We start from the raw sequence: 18,653 nt of genomic DNA, 5'->3' as shown, positions 1-18,653 counted from the left end.
TAGTGGTACAACATTAAAAGCTAACATTCAGTCCGATCGTAAAGGAACGGGCATTCGGATAAGTTTCATCATATCCCGTACTTACAGACTCCGGATCAGAGCCTTTGAACTTGGTCCACGTCAGCAGGTTCTCCCCTGAAACGTAAATATTCAGGCTGCTCAAACCGGCTTTGCTGATCCATTGTGACGGGAATTGATAGTTCAACGCTATATTCTTCATGCGCAAATATGACCCATCTTGCATGACTCTGCTGGAAACCAACATTCTATCCAGATTATTAGAGTGGGCTCTCGGAATAGAACCATTCGTATTGTTAACATTCCAACGATCCAGTTCGTCATTGAACATATTGAGGAAACCATATCCGGCACCTAACGTATATTCGTGATACGACCTGTTGAATACGTCATTACCATACACATAATTAAATACCATATTCAAAGTCCAATTTTTATAACTCAAAGAAGTAGAGATACCTCCGTATCCTTTGGGATCGGTATAGCCGACAATCTCTCTATCCAAAGTAGTAATCTGTCCGTCGCCGTCCAAATCAGCAATCTTATTTTCTCCAGGATAGTAAGTATCACCACCTTCGCGGCCGTCTTTCATCTTGTCCATCAACGCTCTGTCATCGTCCCACTGCCAAATGCCTTCGTAGCGGTAAGTATAAATCGTACCCAGGGGTTTTCCTACCCACCAGCCGGCATTCAAAGGATTGGATGCATCGTTCATTCTTTCCTTGATGCCTCCATACAAAGATTTCAGTTTGTTTTTATTTGTAGCCCAGTTCACATCCAAATCCCAAGAGAAATCTTTGGTAGAGACAATGCGTCCGCCCACAGAGATCTCCACTCCCTTGTTTTCCAATTCACCAACATTGGAATAGATGTTCAGATAACCGGTGGTCACAGGCAGGGGAGTCTGCAAAACCAGGTCTTTACTGTTCTTTTTATAAACATCGAAGGTAAAGCGCAAACGATTGTCGAAAGCAGCCAGGTCTACACCGGCATTAATTTGCTCCTGACGTTCCCAACGCAAGTCTTTATTACCCATAAACTGGTCTGAGTTCTGTATTGTGTTTACCGACTTACCTTGATAATCCACGGTGATTCCGGGAGACAGTTTGGTAAACGATGAATAAAGCGCTACATTACTGTTACCCAGTTGTCCCCAACCGACACGTAATTTCAGATCATCAACCCAAGTAGCCTTTTCCATAAACCGTTCTCCGGAGATGCGCCATGCACCAGCTACGGAAGGGAAGAATCCCCACTTATGTCCCTCAGCATAGCGGGAATTTCCGTCATAACGTCCGGTAACAGTAAGAATGTAATTGTCTTTATAAGCATAGTTCAATCTTCCGATGAAGGAAGCCAAAGCCCATCTTGTCTTACTCGAGCCTTGTCTGCCTGCCGGGAACTCGGAAGCGGAACTGATATTGTTATAACCCATTACGTTAGTAGCAAATCCACTTCCGTATTGGGTATTGCCAAAATAATTGTTTGACTGGATGGTATTGCCCAACATCACATTAACCCGATGTGCCTCACGGAACAGTTTGGAATAGTTCAACGAGTTTTCCTGCATAAAGTCGGTCCACCGGTCATTCTTTATCTGTGCTTCTCCCTTCACACTCTGTCCCTGCTTGATATTGGAAGGAGCAAAATATCCGGCGAAGTTATTTACCTGATCCAAAGACACACTGCTCTTTAAGAATAAATCTTTCGTAAAATCTATCTTTAAATATGCGTTCATAGAGAAACGGTGAGATTTAGAATCATTATCTATCTGTTTAGACAATATAGGATTACTTTGTCCCGGATTGGTGTAATAGGGCAATTCCAAAGGAGCCTTACCATCTACTTCAAACGGATACATAGGGTTGGCACCCAGTCCGTTACCGATACTGGCACCTCCGTGAGTCGTCATTCCATCATAATAGCTTGAATTTACTCCTACTTTCAACCAAGACTTTATCTGCTGTTCCAAATTCACGCGGAAACTGAAACGACGGTGTCCCGTACCCTGAATGATACCATCCTGGTCGTAATAGTTGGCGCTGATATAGTAATTCGATTTCTCCGTACCGCCTGACAAAGAGACGGTATAGTCCTGAACGATCCCGGTATGTGAAATCTGGTCATACCAATCATATGTTTTGCCGTCGAGCAACGTTTGTCTTTCTATATCCGAGAACATAGACGTAGGCAATTCCGTCATATACTGTTGCTTCAAGGCATTGAACTGATTGCGATACTCGTCAATACTCATCTGTGGATTGGCAAGGAACTTCGCATCCATTTGCGAGTTTACATTACCTTCAACACGGATCTCAGCCAATTCCTGAGCAGTCAACATCTTAGGAAGATTGGACGGAGACTGGAATGAAGTCCTGGCACTGAATGATACGCGTGCCTTGCCTGCCTCGCCCTTTTTAGTAGTTACAATCACGACTCCATTCGCTGCTCTCGAACCATAGATGGCAGCAGCAGATGCATCCTTCAATATATCGATAGAAGCAATATCATTTACATTGATATTATTCAACGTACCTTCCATTATAATACCATCTACCACATAAATAGGGTCATTGGATTGGTTGATAGAACCTTTACCACGAATAAGTACACTGACACCTCCACCGGGAGAATTGTCGCCTAACTGTACTTGCACGCCTGCACTCTTTCCCTGAAGAGCCTGATTCAGACTGACTGCCGGAGTTTCTTTCAGTTTGTCAGCAGAAACGGAAGAGATAGCACCGGTAATATCTTTCTTCTTTGCCGTACCGTAGCCAATCACAACCACTTCATCCAAAGCTTGTCTGTCTTCTTGCATCACAACAATCAAGTTGGAAACTGCTTTGCTGACGGGTACAACTTTGTTTTCAAACCCCAAATAAGAAAAGACCAGCTTCTCGCCTGCCGCCATATCAATGGTAAACTTACCACTCAGTTCAGTCACAGTACCATGAGTCTTATTTGACTGTACAAAAACGCTAACGCCCAACAATGGCTGCCCGCTCTCATCAAGAACTGTACCAGCAACCTTTACCGTCTGGGCAGATACTCCGACTGCAAACAACAATCCGAGCAATACTAATAGATAATTTCTCATGACATAAAACATTTATTAGATTTAAAGAATAAATAATAGATCAAGAATTTAAAAATATCACAGGTTACCACCACAGGCAATAGAAGCCTATCAGAATGGCAATTATGACACAAGACAACACGTTAAAGAGCTTTCCAGTGTGGAACAAAGAGCGCGGAATAGGCTGTACACTTACCTGCGCCCGGTTCCTCAGCAGAATAATCAGCCCGCAACAGAGCAGGAAGACAATTCCCATCCTGTCCATCCAGGGCAATCCCGGACAAAGGAACTTCATCAGAAGAGAGAATACAAAGGAACCCAAAGCTGCCGCCAACGCCCCGTTAGCCGTAGCCCGCTGATAAAAGAACCCCGCAAGGAAGATGGACAATGCACCCGGGCTGACAAATCCAGTGAACTCCTGAATGTACTGGAATGCCTGATCCAGTCCGGACAACATAGGAGCTATTGCAACTGCAATGACCAGCGAAATGAAACTTGCCCAGCGGCCAACGTGCACCAGATTGGCTTCTCCTGCCTTGGGACGGATATAAGAACGGTAGATATCCATTGTGAAAATAGTGGATATACTGTTCATCATCGAAGCCAAAGAACTGACGATAGCCGCCGTGAGCGCTGCAAAAGCGATGCCCTTTATACCTACTGGTAGCAGGTTGCTCAACAGCCACGGATAGGCCTCATCCGACTTAGCCAAAGGAGCATTCAAAGCAAAAGCTGCAATGCCGGGAATAACGACCAGCAGTGGAACAAGCAACTTGATGAAACCGGCAAACAGCATTCCGTTCTGCGCTTCGCGTACGGACTTAGCTGCCAGCGCACGCTGAATAATGTATTGGTTGCATCCCCAATAATAAAGATTAGCCACCCACAAGCCGCCAATAATGACCGATATGCCGGGAAGGTCCATATAGCTGGGATGGGATTTGTCAAGTATCAGATGGAATTTATCCTCAGCCTGCGCATAGAGGTTACTGAAACCGCGTATCACGCCTTCCCCGTCTCCCAATATGTCGAGTGCTATATAAGTGGTAATCAGTCCACCGCCTACCAGAAATACCACCTGAATGACATCGGTCAATGCCACTGCCTTTAAACCGCCATAGATGGAATAGATTCCGGCAAAGGTAGCCAAACCAAGTATACCGATGATCATAGGTACTCCCATAATCTTCTCGATGGTCAAAGCTCCCAAGTAAAGAATGGAAGTCAGGTTGATAAATACAAAGACTACCAGCCAGAAGAAAGCCATCACCGTCTTGACGCGGGTATCAAAACGCTCTTCGAGGAACTGGGGCATTGTAAATATCTTCTTCTTCAGGAAGATAGGGATAAAGTATTTTGCTACAATCAACAGTCCCAAAGCCGCAATCCATTCATAAGTCGCCATAGCCAGCCCGATGGCATAGCCGGAACCGGACATACCGACAAACTGCTCGGCAGAAATATTCGAAGCGATGATGGAAGCACCTACCGCCCACCAGGCGAGTCCTCTTCCTGCCAGAAAGTAGCCTTTAGCACTTTGCGCCTCTTTCTTGGATTTGCGGGAGACAAACAGTCCCACAAACAAGATGAGCAGACAGTAGGCGAAGAAAATGATTAAATCAATTATAGAGATATGCATAATTCATCTATTAGTCGGTTATAAAAGGATAATGGTTTTCTCCCGGAACAACGTCCGGCACATCGGCAACGAATATGCTGCCACTCAAAGGATATTTTTCTTGTTCAACACTCGAAAGGCCATCCAGAGCCGTTGTTATAAACAAACGATTGTGTCCGGTGCCGCCGAAGGTGCAAGAGGCTACATTAGGAACAGGTACTTCCACTTTATCTATTAGTTTCCCGGTCAGCGGATTCCATATATAAACTCCGGATCCTCCCCAATGCGCTACCCACAGCAGGCCGTCGGCATCAATAGTCATCCCGTCCGGAACGCCGTACTCCGGAGGAACTTGTACGGCTGTGCGTAATCGGCAAACAGTTCCGGTGAAACGGTCATATTCATATTCTTCGATGCAACCACGGCCCGAATCGGCATAATACATCCGGTCACCGGCCTTGTTCCACACTATTCCATTAGGGATGCACTGCTTTGTCAAGACAGGTGCATAAGACAGATCACAATCCACACAATATAAACTTCCGGTGTCGGCATGTTCCGTCAGGTGCATTACTCCGCACCACATCCGCCCTTCCGGTGATGCCTTGCAGTCGTTAGTGCGCAGTTGCGGATGCAGAGAAGTAAAGTCCAGTAACGTACGATATCGTTTTTGTTCCAAGTGATAGACAACCAGACGGTTCTTCATAGCCAGGATTACTTCTTGCCCATCCCCCTTCCAAGGAATGACGGAAGTTATCATTTCAGGGAATGCATGATCGCTACCTTCTTCGTTTTCCACATCATACTGATGCAAGATGCCATTATCGATGTCCACCCACAAGAGCGTCTCCGAATCGGGAAGCCAGGTTACAGCCTCTCCGGTCTTGTCATAACAACGGTATAGCAAACTTGCTTTCATAATGATGCCTTTACTAAAAATCCTGCATTAAAGTAGAACGTCCTCCGTCCATCAATATAGTAGTTCCACTAATGAAACATGCCATAGGAGAAGACAAGTAAACACATAAAGCGCCCACTTCTTCTACCGTACCGAGCCGCTTCACCGGATGATGATCAATCGTACGCTGACGTTCGGCCTGCGCATCCGGGAAAGAGTTGAACCAGGTATCATTTCCTGCCGTATCAACAAAGCCGGGAGCCACACCGACCGTACGAATGACAGGTCCCCACTCCATAGCCAGGCTACGTACCAGTCCTACTATGGCCGTTTTGGTTACATTATAGGGGAAACAACCGGGAATGGAACTATAAGCATGATTGGAAGTCATCAGCAGAATCACTCCTTCGCCCGTCTGTTCCAGATAAGGCTTGCAAAGTTTAGCCAAGCGCCAATGGGAAGCCAGATTCAAATCCAGATTATACGCCCAACGTTCCTCGCCACATTGCTCTACGCCCTCGAAAACATTCATGCCGGCATTGGAAACAAGAATATCCAGCCTGCCGAATGTTTCAATGACTTTATGAACCAGGTTTTCCAAATCCGGCTTGCTGGTGACATCCGCCTGTACATAAACGGCCTGACTGCCTTCAGCCTCTACCCCCTGCAAGAAGGCAGATACGCTGTCATCATCGGTTTCCTTTCGTGAACAGCCGGCAACATTGGCACCGGCACGGGCAAATTCTCGTGCAGTTCCTAAACCGATGCCAGAAGAAACTCCGGTAACCAGCACCACTTTTCCTGTTAAGTCAATAGTAAACGCCATTTTTTTTAAATATAAAAGTTATCAGGAGCATCGGCCACAATGCCGGGATGCTTTTCCATTTCTTCCTCAATCAAATCAACTCCCAAACCAGGACGGTCCGACAAATGCAAATGACCGTCGTACACCATTTCCGAGATAGGATGGTCAATGACCGCATCCCGCCAAGGCACATCATTGAACATAAACTCCTGCCGGAAGAAATTGGGTATGGAGGCACATACATGAGAGGAAGCCAACGTGGACAACGGACCATTCGGATTGTGAGGTGCAATCAATACATTATAAGCCTCGGCCATGGTAGCCATCCGCTTCATCTCCGAAGGTCCACCGCAACGGGTGATGTCCGGCATAATAATATCGCAGACATGCTTCTCAAGCAACGAACGAATGCCGAAACGGGTATAGTGCCGTTCGCCTACACAGATAGCGACGTCCGAAGGAATACGTTCGCGCATGGCACGCAGTGTTTGAGAACTTTCAGGTCCGGCGGGTTCTTCATACCAGGCAATATCCAGTTTAGCCAAACGCTCTGCCATCTTCACCGCAATACGATAATTCAGCATGGCGTGTGTCTCTATCATGATATCCGTTTCGGGACCTACAGCTTCGCGCACTGCTTTGGAAACGTTGAATGCCAAATCCTGCTGGGCAGTAGTCAACGTAAGATTGGAAGCAAGGTCCTCGCCGTAAAAATAGTTGGTGTGTGCAAACGGGTCGAACTTCAGTCCCGTAAAACCGGCTTCTTTCACCGCACGCGCCTGGGCTGCATAATCGTCTTCGTTATGTCCGCCCTTGGTGAACCAATAGTTGGCGTATAGAAGAATATCCTTGCGATAAGCTCCACCCAGCAACTCATAGCAAGGGGCGCCCAGCACTTTCCCTTTCAGGTCGAGCAACGCCATATCAATACCGCTGATGGCACACATGCTGGCACCATACGGGCCTATCCAGTTGAGGTCGCGATACAGCTTTGTCCAGATAAAATCGGTCTTCATTGGGTCCAGGCCTATTATGCGCTGCCCTACATGCTTGGCTGCTTCATAGACGATGGGGCTTCCCGGCCAGTTGGTAGCTTCGCCTACTCCCGTATAGCCTTCGTCCGTATAGACCTTTAATAATGTCCAATTGTACTTGATGCCTTGCACCAACCATACTTTTACATCTGTTATTTTCATTTTCTACCTTAATAATTACATTATACCAAACTTATCAAATGCATCGCGTGCACGCATGCCCTCCTGTATTTTCTTCAATACCATGCGTTCGCCCCGTGCTTTTTCAAGTGCCCGGCTGAAAACTTCTTCTTCTATCTGCCGGGGCACTACACATACTCCATCGATATCTCCAATCAGCATATCACCGTCATTGACCAAAACGCCATCCAGCTCAATAGGGACACGATAGTCGATGACCTTACCTCGGGGAGCCTGATCTTGTGCATAGGGACCATAAGAAAAGCAAGGGAAATTCAAGGCTAAAATGCCTTTGGTATCGCGGGAATAACCGTTTACTACAGCACCTGCCGCCTTGCACTGTATGGCACGGGCACTCATCAACTCGCCCCACAAGGCATACCTCGGAGACGAGCCCGAGCAAATATACACTTCGTCTTCCTTCAAGTCATCCAATGCTTCCAGCATCAAGCCGAAGGAACGTTGCAATAGCGGGTTGTTTCCTCTCGTCGCAGTATTCTCGTGCACATCAGCTTCCAGGACAGTCATGGCCCGTCCTGCTATCAACATGTCATCACGAAGCGGACGAATACGCGGAGAAAGGAATTGATGGATATATCCCATCTTATCCATGATATCTCCGATAACAGCCGTATAAAGCTCTGCCTTTATCAAGGCCAACAAAGCTTTATCATCTTTCCATTCTCTCATTTATCATTCTATTTTAATAAGGTTACTTTCTTCTAATTCCAACAATGGCAAAGTTAGTTGACCTCATTAAAAAAAGGAATGATTTGTCTTTGTAAGACGTGTCCGAAAAGGCTCGTATGAAAAGAAAAAATGCACAAAACGGAAATATCACTTCGCTACCTCGCGTGGAGAGATGCCCGTCTGCTGTTTGAAGATGCGCGAAAAGTACTGCGGAGACTGAAAACCGCACTGAAAACTGACTTCCTTCACAGACTGTTCTGTATTCCGAAGCAGTTCGATGGATTTGTTGATGCGGATCTGGTTCAGATAGTCCAGAGGAGAGAAGTTCAGGTATTGCGAGAACAAACTTCTGAGGTAACGTTCGCCAATGCCCGCATGCTTGGCTACGTCATTGATATTGATATTCCGGTGATAGTTGAAGCGGATAAAGGAAATGGCCTTCTTCAATGCATCGTTATTGCAGATCGGCAGATAGTTTTCGGCCATATAGCGATAAATAAGCACCAGCAATTCGGCATAATACATCACCACCAGATATTGGTAATAGGAGTTTTTTCCTTCCAACTCGTTTACAATGCGCTGCACCACGCGCATGATACCTATATTATTTACGATCTTAATCAATTTATTTTCTTCCGAGAAGAGAAAAATAGGAGTCGGTGTCGTACCGTCCGTACTGCTTGAGGAGTTCAGATCGAAGCCGGAAAATATTTCGGGCAGGAATTCAAGCTGCATCAGTGTAGCTCCTTCCGAACCTGCCTCAAACACATGATTGACGTTGGAGGTAATAATCATGGTATCACCTTCAACGAAATTGAAGCTCTCATTGTCCAAGTGGAGAATACAACTTCCTTTCTTCACATAATTGATCTCAATACGCAGATGTTTATGAGGGCCATAACTCTCAAAAGGATAGAAGGAAATGAAACGGGACACATCTGCCAACCGCTGACTTCTCAGGTTTTTAGTGATATTATCTAAAAACTTCCAAAGGGTGGAAAGATCTGCGGATTGATTCATACGAAATTAAGATTATAAATTAGGCACGAATTACATGAATCTCATGGCTTCTACTTATTAAAAGCCGTTGATCCAGTGTAATCCGTGCCTAAATATTACTTGATATCTTTCAGTTCCCAGCCCAATGCACTGGCACCCAATACAGCAGCATCAGAGTCTTTCAACTCGGAAGCCAGCAATTTGGTCTTACCTTTGTAGATGGGCAATATATTATCATCAATAGCTTTCTGAATCGGCTTGAAGATGTAATCACCGGATTTTGCCAAACCACCGAACAGCACAATAGCTTCCGGGCTGGAGAAAGCGATGAAGTCGCACAATGCCTCACCCAGGATTGTTCCCGTATATTCAAAGATATCCTGCGCCAGCTTGTCGCCTTTGACAGCTGCATCGTATACATCCTTGGAAGTGATTTCTTCGGCAGGGATAGAACGCAGCAAACTTGGTTCTGTACTTGCAGTCAGGAATTCGCGTGCAGAACGTGCCACACCCGTAGCCGAGCAGTAAGTTTCGAGACAGCCGTGACGTCCGCAGCCGCAGAGACGACCATTCTCACGACGAATGATCGTATGACCCAATTCACCGGCAAAACCGTCGTGACCATAAACCATCTGTCCGTTGATAACGATACCGCTACCTACACCTGTACCCAAGGTAATCATGATGAAATCTTTCATACCGCGCGCTGCACCGTAAGTCATTTCACCGATACCGGCGGCATTGGCGTCGTTGGTCAGTGCAGTAGGAATGCCCAGACGTTCTTCGAACATGGCAGCCAATGGAATTACTCCCTTCCAGGGAAGGTTCGGAGCAAATTCAATAGTACCACTGTAATAGTTTCCATTAGGGGCACCGATACCGATACCTTTTATCTTGTCCACACCACCGTTGGCGATGATGAGCGGCAATAAGTTCTTGCATACTTCGTCTACATAGACTTCTACCTGTTCGTAAGCACCGGTTTTGATGGAACTACTTGCAATGATAGTACCTCGTGCGTCTACAATACCAAAGACAGTGTTTGTTCCGCCTATGTCAATGCCCACTACATAGGGCTTTTCCATGTTTGAATTCATGATATTACGTTTGTTTAAAGGGTTAGTTAATTATGTTAGTGGTTACAAAAATCACAAAGAAAAACGACATAACAAAATCTTTTTTTAAAAAACTTTGCAGCATTTGCAACTTTTCGTAACATTGTTGCGTCTAATAGTGAAAATTGATAAGGAACCAAGCAATAAACAGGGAAATCGTGATACAACTTAAAGACATTAACAAGACCTACAACAACGGAGCACCGCTGCACGTGCTCAAAGGCATCAACCTCAACATTGATAAAGGAGAGTTCGTTTCCATCATGGGAGCATCCGGTTCGGGAAAATCCACCTTACTTAATATATTAGGTATTCTGGATAATTACGATACCGGAGAGTATTACCTGAACGGTACGCTCATCAAGAACCTCAGTGAAACGAAGGCAGCCGAGTACCGCAACCGCATGATTGGCTTCATCTTCCAGTCTTTCAACCTGATTTCGTTCAAGAATGCAGTGGAGAACGTAGCGCTTCCCCTCTTCTATCAGGGAGTAAGCCGCCGCAAGCGCAATGCACTGGCAATGGAGTATCTCGACCGATTGGGGCTGAAAGACTGGGCGCACCACATGCCGAACGAGATGTCCGGCGGTCAGAAACAACGCGTAGCCATCGCCCGCGCCCTCATCACCCAGCCGCAGATTATCCTTGCCGATGAGCCCACTGGCGCATTGGACAGTAAGACTTCCGTAGAAGTGATGCAGATATTGAAAGACCTGCACAAGACGGGAATGACCATCATCGTCGTAACCCACGAGAGCGGCGTTGCCAACCAGACGGACAAGATTATCCACATCAAGGACGGTATTATAGGCAGTATTGAAGAGAACCTGAGTCACGACGCTTCGCCATTCGGCAAAGACGGTTTCATGAAGTGACAATTTTCAATTATCAACTATCAATTATCAATTCAATATGATAGACCTTTGGCAAGAAATATACGGAACCATCAAGCGCAATAAACTGCGTACGTTCCTTACGGGCTTTGCCGTAGCATGGGGAATCTTCATGCTTATCGTACTGCTCGGCGCCGGGAACGGCCTCATACATGCCTTCGAACAGAACTCCTCGGAGCGTGCGCTGAACTCCATCCGCATCTTCCCGGGTTGGACTACCAAATCATACGACGGTCTGAAAGAAGGACGCCGCATCCAGTTGGATAACCGGGATATCAGCGACACAGAAAGTCACTTCACAGAGAACATTATCAGTGCCGGTGCCACCCTGCGGCAAAGCAACGTAACCGTCAGTTTCGGGCAAGAATACATCAATATCTCCCTGCAGGGAGTATATCCCAACTACACCGAAGTAGAGCCCGTGAGAAGTGCCGGCGGACGCTTCATCAACCACAACGACCTGAAAGACCGGCGTAAAGTCATTATCCTCCACAAGAAATCGGCGGAGGTCCTTTTTAACAAGACGCATACCGATCCTATCGGACAGTTTGTCAATGCCAACGGAGTGGCTTACCAGGTAGTAGGCCTCTACAATGACTTGGGAGACCGTGACCCCGGCGAGGCTTATATTCCTTTCTCTACCCTGCAGGTGATTTATAATAAGGGAGACAAGCTGAACAACATCATCTTTACCACCAAGAACCTGAACAGCATAGAGAGCAATGAAACTTTCGAGAAAGAGTATCGCAAAGCCATCGCCACCAACCACCGCTTCGACCCTACGGACGACAGTGCCATCTGGATATGGAACCGCTTTACCAACTACCTCCAAGCTCAGGGTGCAATGAATATGCTCCGCATTGCTATTTGGGTCATCGGTATCTTCACGCTGCTGAGCGGCATTGTAGGCGTATCGAACATCATGCTGATCACCGTAAAGGAGCGTACCCGCGAATTCGGCATCCGCAAAGCGCTGGGAGCCAAACCATTCTCCATACTCTGGCTGATTATCGTAGAAAGTGTCACCATCACCACCCTCTTCGGCTACATTGGGATGGTGGCCGGCATTGGAGTCACGGAATGGATGAACAGCGCCTTCGGCAGCCAGACGATGGATGCCGGCATGTTCCAGCAAACAGTCTTTTCCAATCCCACCGTGGACATCGGCATTGCCATCCAGGCTACGTTGACACTCATCATAGCAGGTACGCTGGCAGGCTTCTTCCCGGCAAGGAAAGCAGTAAGTATCAGTCCCATTGAAGCACTTAGAGCAGATTAAAGATTATGAGAATAGACATCGATACGTGCGAGGAAATCCTCATCACGATAACAAGAAACAAGACACGAAGCCTGCTGACGGCATTCGGTGTATTCTGGGGCATCTTCATGCTGGTGGCGCTCATCGGCGGCGGACAAGGCATGCAGGAAGCCATGCAGTCCCAGTTCGAAGGCTTTGCCACCAATTCCGGCTTCATCGCTGCGCAGAAGACCAGTGAAGCTTACAAAGGTTTCCGTAAGGGCCGCTGGTGGGATCTGGAAACAGAAGATGTAGAACGCATTCGCGGCATTGAAGGTATAGAAATCGCGACCCCGTCATTCGCCTTGTGGGGGCAGACAGCCGTCCATGGAGATAAAAAATACGACTGCAGCGTGAAGGGACTATACCCCGAATATGAAAAGGTAGAACACCAGGAAATGACCTATGGACGCTTCATCAACGACGTCGATATAGTAGAATCGCGTAAAGTATGCGTCATCGGCAAACGCGTTTATGAAAGTCTCTTTACCCCCGGTGAAGATCCGTGCGGAAGCTATATACGGGTAAATGGAATATATTACCAGGTCATCGGCATGTGTTCTTCCGAAGGCAACATCAATATACAAGGACAAGCATCAGAAGCTATCGTGCTGCCTTTCACCACTATGCAGCGGACTTACAATTTGGGAAAGAGAATAGACGTAGTCTGCTTCATCATGAAGCCGGGAGTAAAAGTAAAAGATGTGGAACCGGAAGTGAACCGTCTCGTTAAGGCAGCGCACTACATCTCGCCCGATGACAAACAAGCCATCATGCTACTAAACGCAGAAGCCATGTTCTCCATGGTAGACAATCTGATGACCGGTATACGCATCCTGATATGGATGGTAGGCCTGGGTACTTTATTTGCCGGAGCCATCGGCGTATCGAACATCATGATGGTGACTGTGAAAGAACGTACTACGGAGATTGGCATACGCCGTGCCATCGGTGCACGACCGAAAGATATCCTGCAACAAATCCTGTCCGAGAGTATGGTACTGACCACCATAGCCGGCATGGCAGGCATCTCCTTTGCCGTGATGGTGCTGCAAATACTGGAAACGGCAGCAAACGATCCGGGAGTTATCAAAACACACTACCAGGTGTCATTCGGACTGGCCATCGGTACTTGCATGTTGCTCATAGCATTAGGGGTACTTGCAGGGCTTGCACCGGCCTACCGCGCCATGGCCATCAAGCCGATTGAGGCGATAAGGGATGAGTAAGCACCTTACGCAGATAAGCACTAAATATCGAAAAGTAAAACAATAATATAAAGAATAGAAGATGAAAACAAAGAAGTATCTGAAAATCGCATTACTGGTAGTAGTAGCTGCCATATTTATCTGGACGTTTGTGTTCCTGTATCAGAAGTCCCAACCTAAAGTAACGGTATACGAAACAGTAACGCCGGAAGTGACAGACCTTGAGAAGACTACCGTAGCCACTGGTAAGGTAGAGCCGAGAGACGAAGTCCTCATCAAGCCGCAGATTTCCGGTATCATTTCCGAAGTGTACAAGGAAGCCGGACAAAGCGTACGACAAGGTGAAGTGCTTGCCAAAGTGAAGGTTATTCCTGAACTGGGACAGTTGAACTCCGCCGAAAGCCGCGTGCGACTGGCAGAAATCAATGCTGCACAAGGCGAAACGGACTTCGCCCGCATCGAAAAACTGTATAAAGACAAGCTGATCAGTGCCGAAGAGTACGAGAAAGGCGAAGTATCCATAAAGCAGGCCCGCGAAGAATTGCAGGCAGCCAAGGATAACCTGGAAATCATCAAAGAAGGTATCACCAAGAACAGCGCATCGTTCAGTAGCACGCTCATCCGCTCCACCATCGACGGACTGATTCTGGATGTACCTATCAAAGTGGGTAACTCGGTTATCATGAGTAATACGTTCAACGACGGAACTACCATTGCCACCGTGGCCAACATGAACGACTTAATCTTCCGCGGCAAAATAGACGAGACAGAAGTGGGACGCGTGCACGAAGGCATGCCTGTGAAGCTGACCATCGGTGCTTTGCAGAACCTCTCATTCGATGCCGTACTGGAATATATATCTCCGAAAGGTGTAGAAGAGAACGGTGCCAACCAGTTTGAAATAAAGGCTGCCGTCCAGGCACCGGACAGTGTACAAATCCGTTCGGGCTACTCTGCCAATGCAGAAATTGTATTGGATCGCGCCACGAAGACATTGGCTTTGCCCGAAAGCACCATCGAATTCAACGGTGACAGCACCTTCGTCTATGTAATGACAGACAGCGTACCGGTACAGAAATTCGAGCGCAAGCAAATCCAGGTAGGCATGAGCGACGGTATCAAGATTGCTATCAAGGGTGGTATCAATGCCGGCGACAAGATACGCAGCGTGGAGAAAAAGGATAAATAAGAGATAGTACAGATAAGAAATCAGCTAAATAGACAGACAGTATGAATAAAAAGATATTCTTATACCTCGCTATATTGGGGTGTGCCTCGGCGCAAGCCCAAGAGCGCTGGACGTTGCGCCAGTGTATAGACTACGCCATAGAGCACAACATCAGCATCCGCCAGACGGCCAACAATGCCGAGCAGAGCGCCGTAGACGTGAACACCGCCAAGTGGGCACGCCTGCCGAACCTGAACGGAAGCGCCAGTCAGAGCTGGAACTGGGGACGTACGCAGACCGCCATCAAGAATGAAGATACGGGCGACTACTCCACCGTGTACGTCAATACCAGCAGCCACGGCACCAATATGTCGCTCAACACCAGCATTCCGATATTTACCGGTCTGGAGATTCCCCATCAGTATGCACTTGCCAAGCTGAATCTGAAAGCCGCGATTGCCGATCTGGAGAAGGCCAAAGAAGATATTTCCATCAATATAGCCTCTGCTTACCTGCAAGTGCTGTTCAACGAAGAACTTTACGGCGTAGCGCTGGGACAGGTGGAATTGAGCAAAGAGCAGTATGCCCGCATCAGCCGCCTGGCGGAACTGGGCAAAGCTTCTCCGGCAGAACTGGCGGAAGCCAAAGCGCGCGTAGCACAAGACGAGATGAACGTGGTGCAGACCAACAACAACTACAAGTTGGCCTTGCTCGACCTCAGCCAACTCATCGAACTGGAAACGCCGGAAGGCTTCAATTTGGAATCCCCCGCCGTCAACCTGGATTTGATGCCCCTGACTCCGCCGGATGAGATTTTCCAGACAGCTATCGTAAGCAAGCCCGCCATCCAGGCAGCACAATTCCGTCTGGAAGGCAGCAACCACAACATCCGCATCGCCCAAAGCAATTTCTATCCGCAGTTGAGCCTGAACGGTAGCCTCGGTACGAACTACTACTCCACCATCAACCGCACTTTCAGTCAGCAGATGAGCGATAACTTCAGCAAATATGTAGGTTTCAATCTCAGTGTACCCATCTTCAACCGCCTGGCCACCCGCAACCGGGTGCGCACGGCACGCCTGCAACGCGAAAACTACGCACTGCAACTGGACAACACCAAGAAAACGCTCTACAAAGAGATTCAGCAGGCATGGTACAACGCCACCGCTGCCGAAAGCAAGTACACCAGCAGCCACACTGCCGCCATTGCCAGCGAAGAATCCTTCAGGCTGATGAGCGAGAAGTACGAAAACGGGAAAGCCAATGCGGTAGAGTATAATGAAGCGAAACAGAACCTGATGAAAGCACAGTCGGATGAACTGCAAGCCAAATACGATTATCTGTTCCGCACCAAGATATTGGACTTTTACAAAGGAGAACCCATCGAATAAAGCATAAATTAGTGTATAATTTTAGTTGTTGTGTTTGATTCCTCCCCTCTTCTCTGCCCAATCGCAGAAAGAGGGGAGTTTTGTTTGACAGTTTTCCGGCAACAGCCGAACAATCATTTGCTTTATTGCTTACCTTTGCAGCGCAAAAGCCTGAACCAACAAAACCCGGCCGTCAAGGAAGCGGTACATAAGAATGACAAAGCAAAAGATGAAAAAAGTTCTGGCAGGAGGCTGTTCCCTGCTGCTCCTCGTGCTGATAGTGCTATACATTTGCCGTGGAAGCGTGCTGCGCCATGCAGCAAATCAACGAATCACCCGTCTGGAACAGCGGTACAAACTAACCATTACTTACGACGACTTAACGATGCAAGGATTCAACACCGTCTCACTGCAAAACTTCACCGTTATCCCCCAAGACCGTGATACCCTCCTTGCCCTGCGCTCGCTTGATGTCCGCATCGGCCTGTGGCAATTGCTCCGTGGAAACATTGACGTAAAAAACGTCCGGCTGGATGGCCTTGTACTCGACTTCATCAAACGCGACTCGGTGGCAAACTACGATTTCCTCTTCCTGCCTCCACAGGACGCAACTCCCGAAGCAGGCACCAGTGCCCGAACAACACCCGCCGCCTCCGAAGAAGAAACACAGCCCGCCGACTACACCCTACGTACCAATACCGCACTAAACCTCCTCTTCGGCCTTCTGCCGGGTAATGGAGAACTGACCAACCTCTGCATCAGCGAGCGCAAAGACAGCAACTTCGTCACACTCCGCATCCCCAGGTTCCGCATCGACAAGCATCGTTTCCACTCCGAAATATCCATCACCGAAGACACGCTGGTACAGCAATGGAACACCGAAGGAGAAATCAACCCCGCAGCCCGTCGGTTCTACGCCACCATCCGCACTCCACGTTCCACTGTGCCCGACGCACCCTACATCACCATACCCTACATCCGCCGCCGCTTCGGTGCCGAAGTACATTTCGACAGCCTGACGTGCAGCCTCTCCCAAGAAAAAGCCGAAGGAAAACGTACGCGCCTCGTCGGGCAGTCCGAAGTAAGCGGACTGCGTGTATATCATCGTCGTCTGTCTCCCGAAGCCATCGACCTCGACCACGGCAAACTGGATTTCCATCTGAATATCACTCCCCAAGCAGTAGAATTGGACAGCACCAGCCTGATACGCTTCAACGCCCTCACCTTCCATCCTTATCTGAAAGCCGAACGGACATTGTCCGCTGACGGCATGCACCGGAAGCAATGGCATTTCACAGCCTCCATCCACAAACCCTGGTTCCCTGCCGAAGAACTGTTTGGCTCGCTGCCCAAGGGTCTGTTCAGCAACCTGGAGGGCATCAGCGCCTCCGGGCAACTGGCCTACCGTTTCTTGTTGGATATAGATTTCTCCCGTCTGGACAGTCTGAAACTGGAATCGGAACTGAAGGAAAAAGATTTCCGCATCCTCGGCTACGGAAAGACGGACTTGCGTAAGATGTCGGACGAATTTGAGTACACAGCCTACGAAAACGGCCAACCCATGCGCACCTTCCCCGTCGGCCCGTCCTGGGAGCACTTCACGCCGTTGGACAGCATTCCTGCGCTGCTGCAAATGTCCGTCATGCAAAGCGAAGACGGGGCATTCTTCTATCACCGCGGATTCCTGCCCGATGCCATGCGCGAAGCACTCATCTACGACCTGCAAGAGCACCGCTTTGCCCGCGGAGGAAGCACCATCTCCATGCAATTAGTAAAGAATGTATTTCTGAACCGCAACAAGAACATTGCCCGCAAACTGGAAGAAGCCCTCATCGTCTGGCTAATAGAGACGAAGCGCCTCACGCCCAAAACCAGAATGTACGAAGTTTATCTGAACATCGCCGAATGGGCTCCCCTGATTTACGGAATCCACGAAGCCGCCGCCTTCTATTTCGACAAGCGTCCGTCTCAACTGAGTCTGGAAGAGTGCATCTTCCTCGCCTCCATCGTCCCCAAACCCAAGCATTACATGAACTCATTCACCGAAGACGGCAGACTGAAAGAGAATCAGGAAGGTTACTTCAGGCTGATTGCCGAACGGCTGGCAAAGAAAGGAATCATCAGCGAAGAAGAGGCGGCGCAGGTGAATATCGGGAAGGTAGTATTGAAAGGGAATTTTACTCCAAATTCTCAATTCATTGAGAAATAATTCTCAATTCTCTGCAAATATATGATTTCTTGAGGATTAAGCCTTCTATTTTTCATGTACAAAGCTACGGCACTT

General features: G+C 48.0%; 14 protein-coding genes. 6 read left to right on the top strand and 8 right to left on the bottom strand.

Annotated features, from left to right (window positions below; genetic code table 11):
• Positions 1-13: 13 nt before the first annotated feature.
• The 8 genes from AAE250_RS02705 to AAE250_RS02670 all read right to left on the bottom strand — a co-directional run bounded on the left by AAE250_RS02705 (position 14) and on the right by AAE250_RS02670 (position 10,415).
• The gene (locus AAE250_RS02705) at positions 14-3,115 is read right to left on the bottom strand and encodes a SusC/RagA family TonB-linked outer membrane protein (protein WP_294601524.1); all 3,102 of its coding nucleotides are present in this window, start codon (positions 3,113-3,115) and stop codon (positions 14-16) included.
• A gap of 64 nt (positions 3,116-3,179) precedes the next feature.
• Complete coding sequence (locus tag AAE250_RS02700; RefSeq protein WP_294601523.1) at positions 3,180-4,733, bottom strand: sodium/sugar symporter; 1,554 nt, start codon at positions 4,731-4,733, stop codon at positions 3,180-3,182.
• 10 nt (positions 4,734-4,743) lie between these two features.
• On the bottom strand, positions 4,744-5,631 hold the full coding sequence (locus tag AAE250_RS02695) for an SMP-30/gluconolactonase/LRE family protein (RefSeq protein ID WP_294601522.1): 888 nt from the start codon (positions 5,629-5,631) through the stop codon (positions 4,744-4,746).
• Positions 5,632-5,644: 13 nt separating this feature from the next.
• A complete protein-coding gene (locus AAE250_RS02690; RefSeq protein WP_294601521.1) occupies positions 5,645-6,436 on the bottom strand; it encodes an SDR family NAD(P)-dependent oxidoreductase in 792 nt (263 codons plus the stop codon).
• Positions 6,437-6,441: 5 nt separating this feature from the next.
• Entirely contained in the window at positions 6,442-7,611 is a 1,170-nt protein-coding gene (locus AAE250_RS02685; protein ID WP_294601520.1) for a mandelate racemase/muconate lactonizing enzyme family protein, read from the bottom strand.
• A 15-nt stretch (positions 7,612-7,626) separates the two neighbouring features.
• Complete coding sequence (locus AAE250_RS02680) at positions 7,627-8,319, bottom strand: RraA family protein (RefSeq protein ID WP_294601519.1); 693 nt, start codon at positions 8,317-8,319, stop codon at positions 7,627-7,629.
• Positions 8,320-8,466: 147 nt separating this feature from the next.
• Positions 8,467-9,339 carry an AraC family transcriptional regulator gene (locus AAE250_RS02675; protein ID WP_294601518.1) on the bottom strand — a complete coding sequence of 291 codons (873 nt, stop codon included), beginning with the start codon at positions 9,337-9,339 and terminating at the stop codon, positions 8,467-8,469.
• Positions 9,340-9,434: 95 nt separating this feature from the next.
• Entirely contained in the window at positions 9,435-10,415 is a 981-nt protein-coding gene (locus AAE250_RS02670; RefSeq protein WP_294601517.1) for an ROK family protein, read from the bottom strand.
• A gap of 176 nt (positions 10,416-10,591) precedes the next feature.
• Between AAE250_RS02670 and AAE250_RS02665 the strand changes: the two genes are divergently transcribed.
• From AAE250_RS02665 to AAE250_RS02640, 6 genes are all read left to right on the top strand, one after another.
• The gene (locus tag AAE250_RS02665; RefSeq protein ID WP_294601516.1) at positions 10,592-11,308 is read left to right on the top strand and encodes an ABC transporter ATP-binding protein; all 717 of its coding nucleotides are present in this window, start codon (positions 10,592-10,594) and stop codon (positions 11,306-11,308) included.
• A gap of 37 nt (positions 11,309-11,345) precedes the next feature.
• Positions 11,346-12,605 carry an ABC transporter permease gene (locus AAE250_RS02660; RefSeq protein WP_294601515.1) on the top strand — a complete coding sequence of 420 codons (1,260 nt, stop codon included), beginning with the start codon at positions 11,346-11,348 and terminating at the stop codon, positions 12,603-12,605.
• Positions 12,606-12,610: 5 nt separating this feature from the next.
• Positions 12,611-13,852 carry an ABC transporter permease gene (locus tag AAE250_RS02655; protein WP_294601514.1) on the top strand — a complete coding sequence of 414 codons (1,242 nt, stop codon included), beginning with the start codon at positions 12,611-12,613 and terminating at the stop codon, positions 13,850-13,852.
• A 61-nt stretch (positions 13,853-13,913) separates the two neighbouring features.
• Positions 13,914-15,020: an efflux RND transporter periplasmic adaptor subunit gene (locus tag AAE250_RS02650; protein WP_294601513.1), complete on the top strand. Its 1,107-nt coding sequence runs from the start codon at positions 13,914-13,916 to the stop codon at positions 15,018-15,020.
• A gap of 41 nt (positions 15,021-15,061) precedes the next feature.
• Positions 15,062-16,390 (top strand): TolC family protein, encoded by a 1,329-nt coding sequence (locus AAE250_RS02645; RefSeq protein ID WP_294601512.1) that lies wholly within the window; start codon positions 15,062-15,064, stop codon positions 16,388-16,390.
• Positions 16,391-16,583: 193 nt separating this feature from the next.
• A complete protein-coding gene (locus tag AAE250_RS02640) occupies positions 16,584-18,578 on the top strand; it encodes a transglycosylase domain-containing protein (protein ID WP_446715715.1) in 1,995 nt (664 codons plus the stop codon).
• Positions 18,579-18,653 lie beyond the last annotated feature (75 nt).

The sequence above is a fragment of the Bacteroides sp. GD17 genome (genome assembly GCF_038448625.1).
GTDB lineage: Bacteria > Bacteroidota > Bacteroidia > Bacteroidales > Bacteroidaceae > Bacteroides.
The sequence above is the reverse complement of the archived record's forward strand: the minus strand, read 5'-3'. Positions and strand labels throughout refer to the sequence as shown.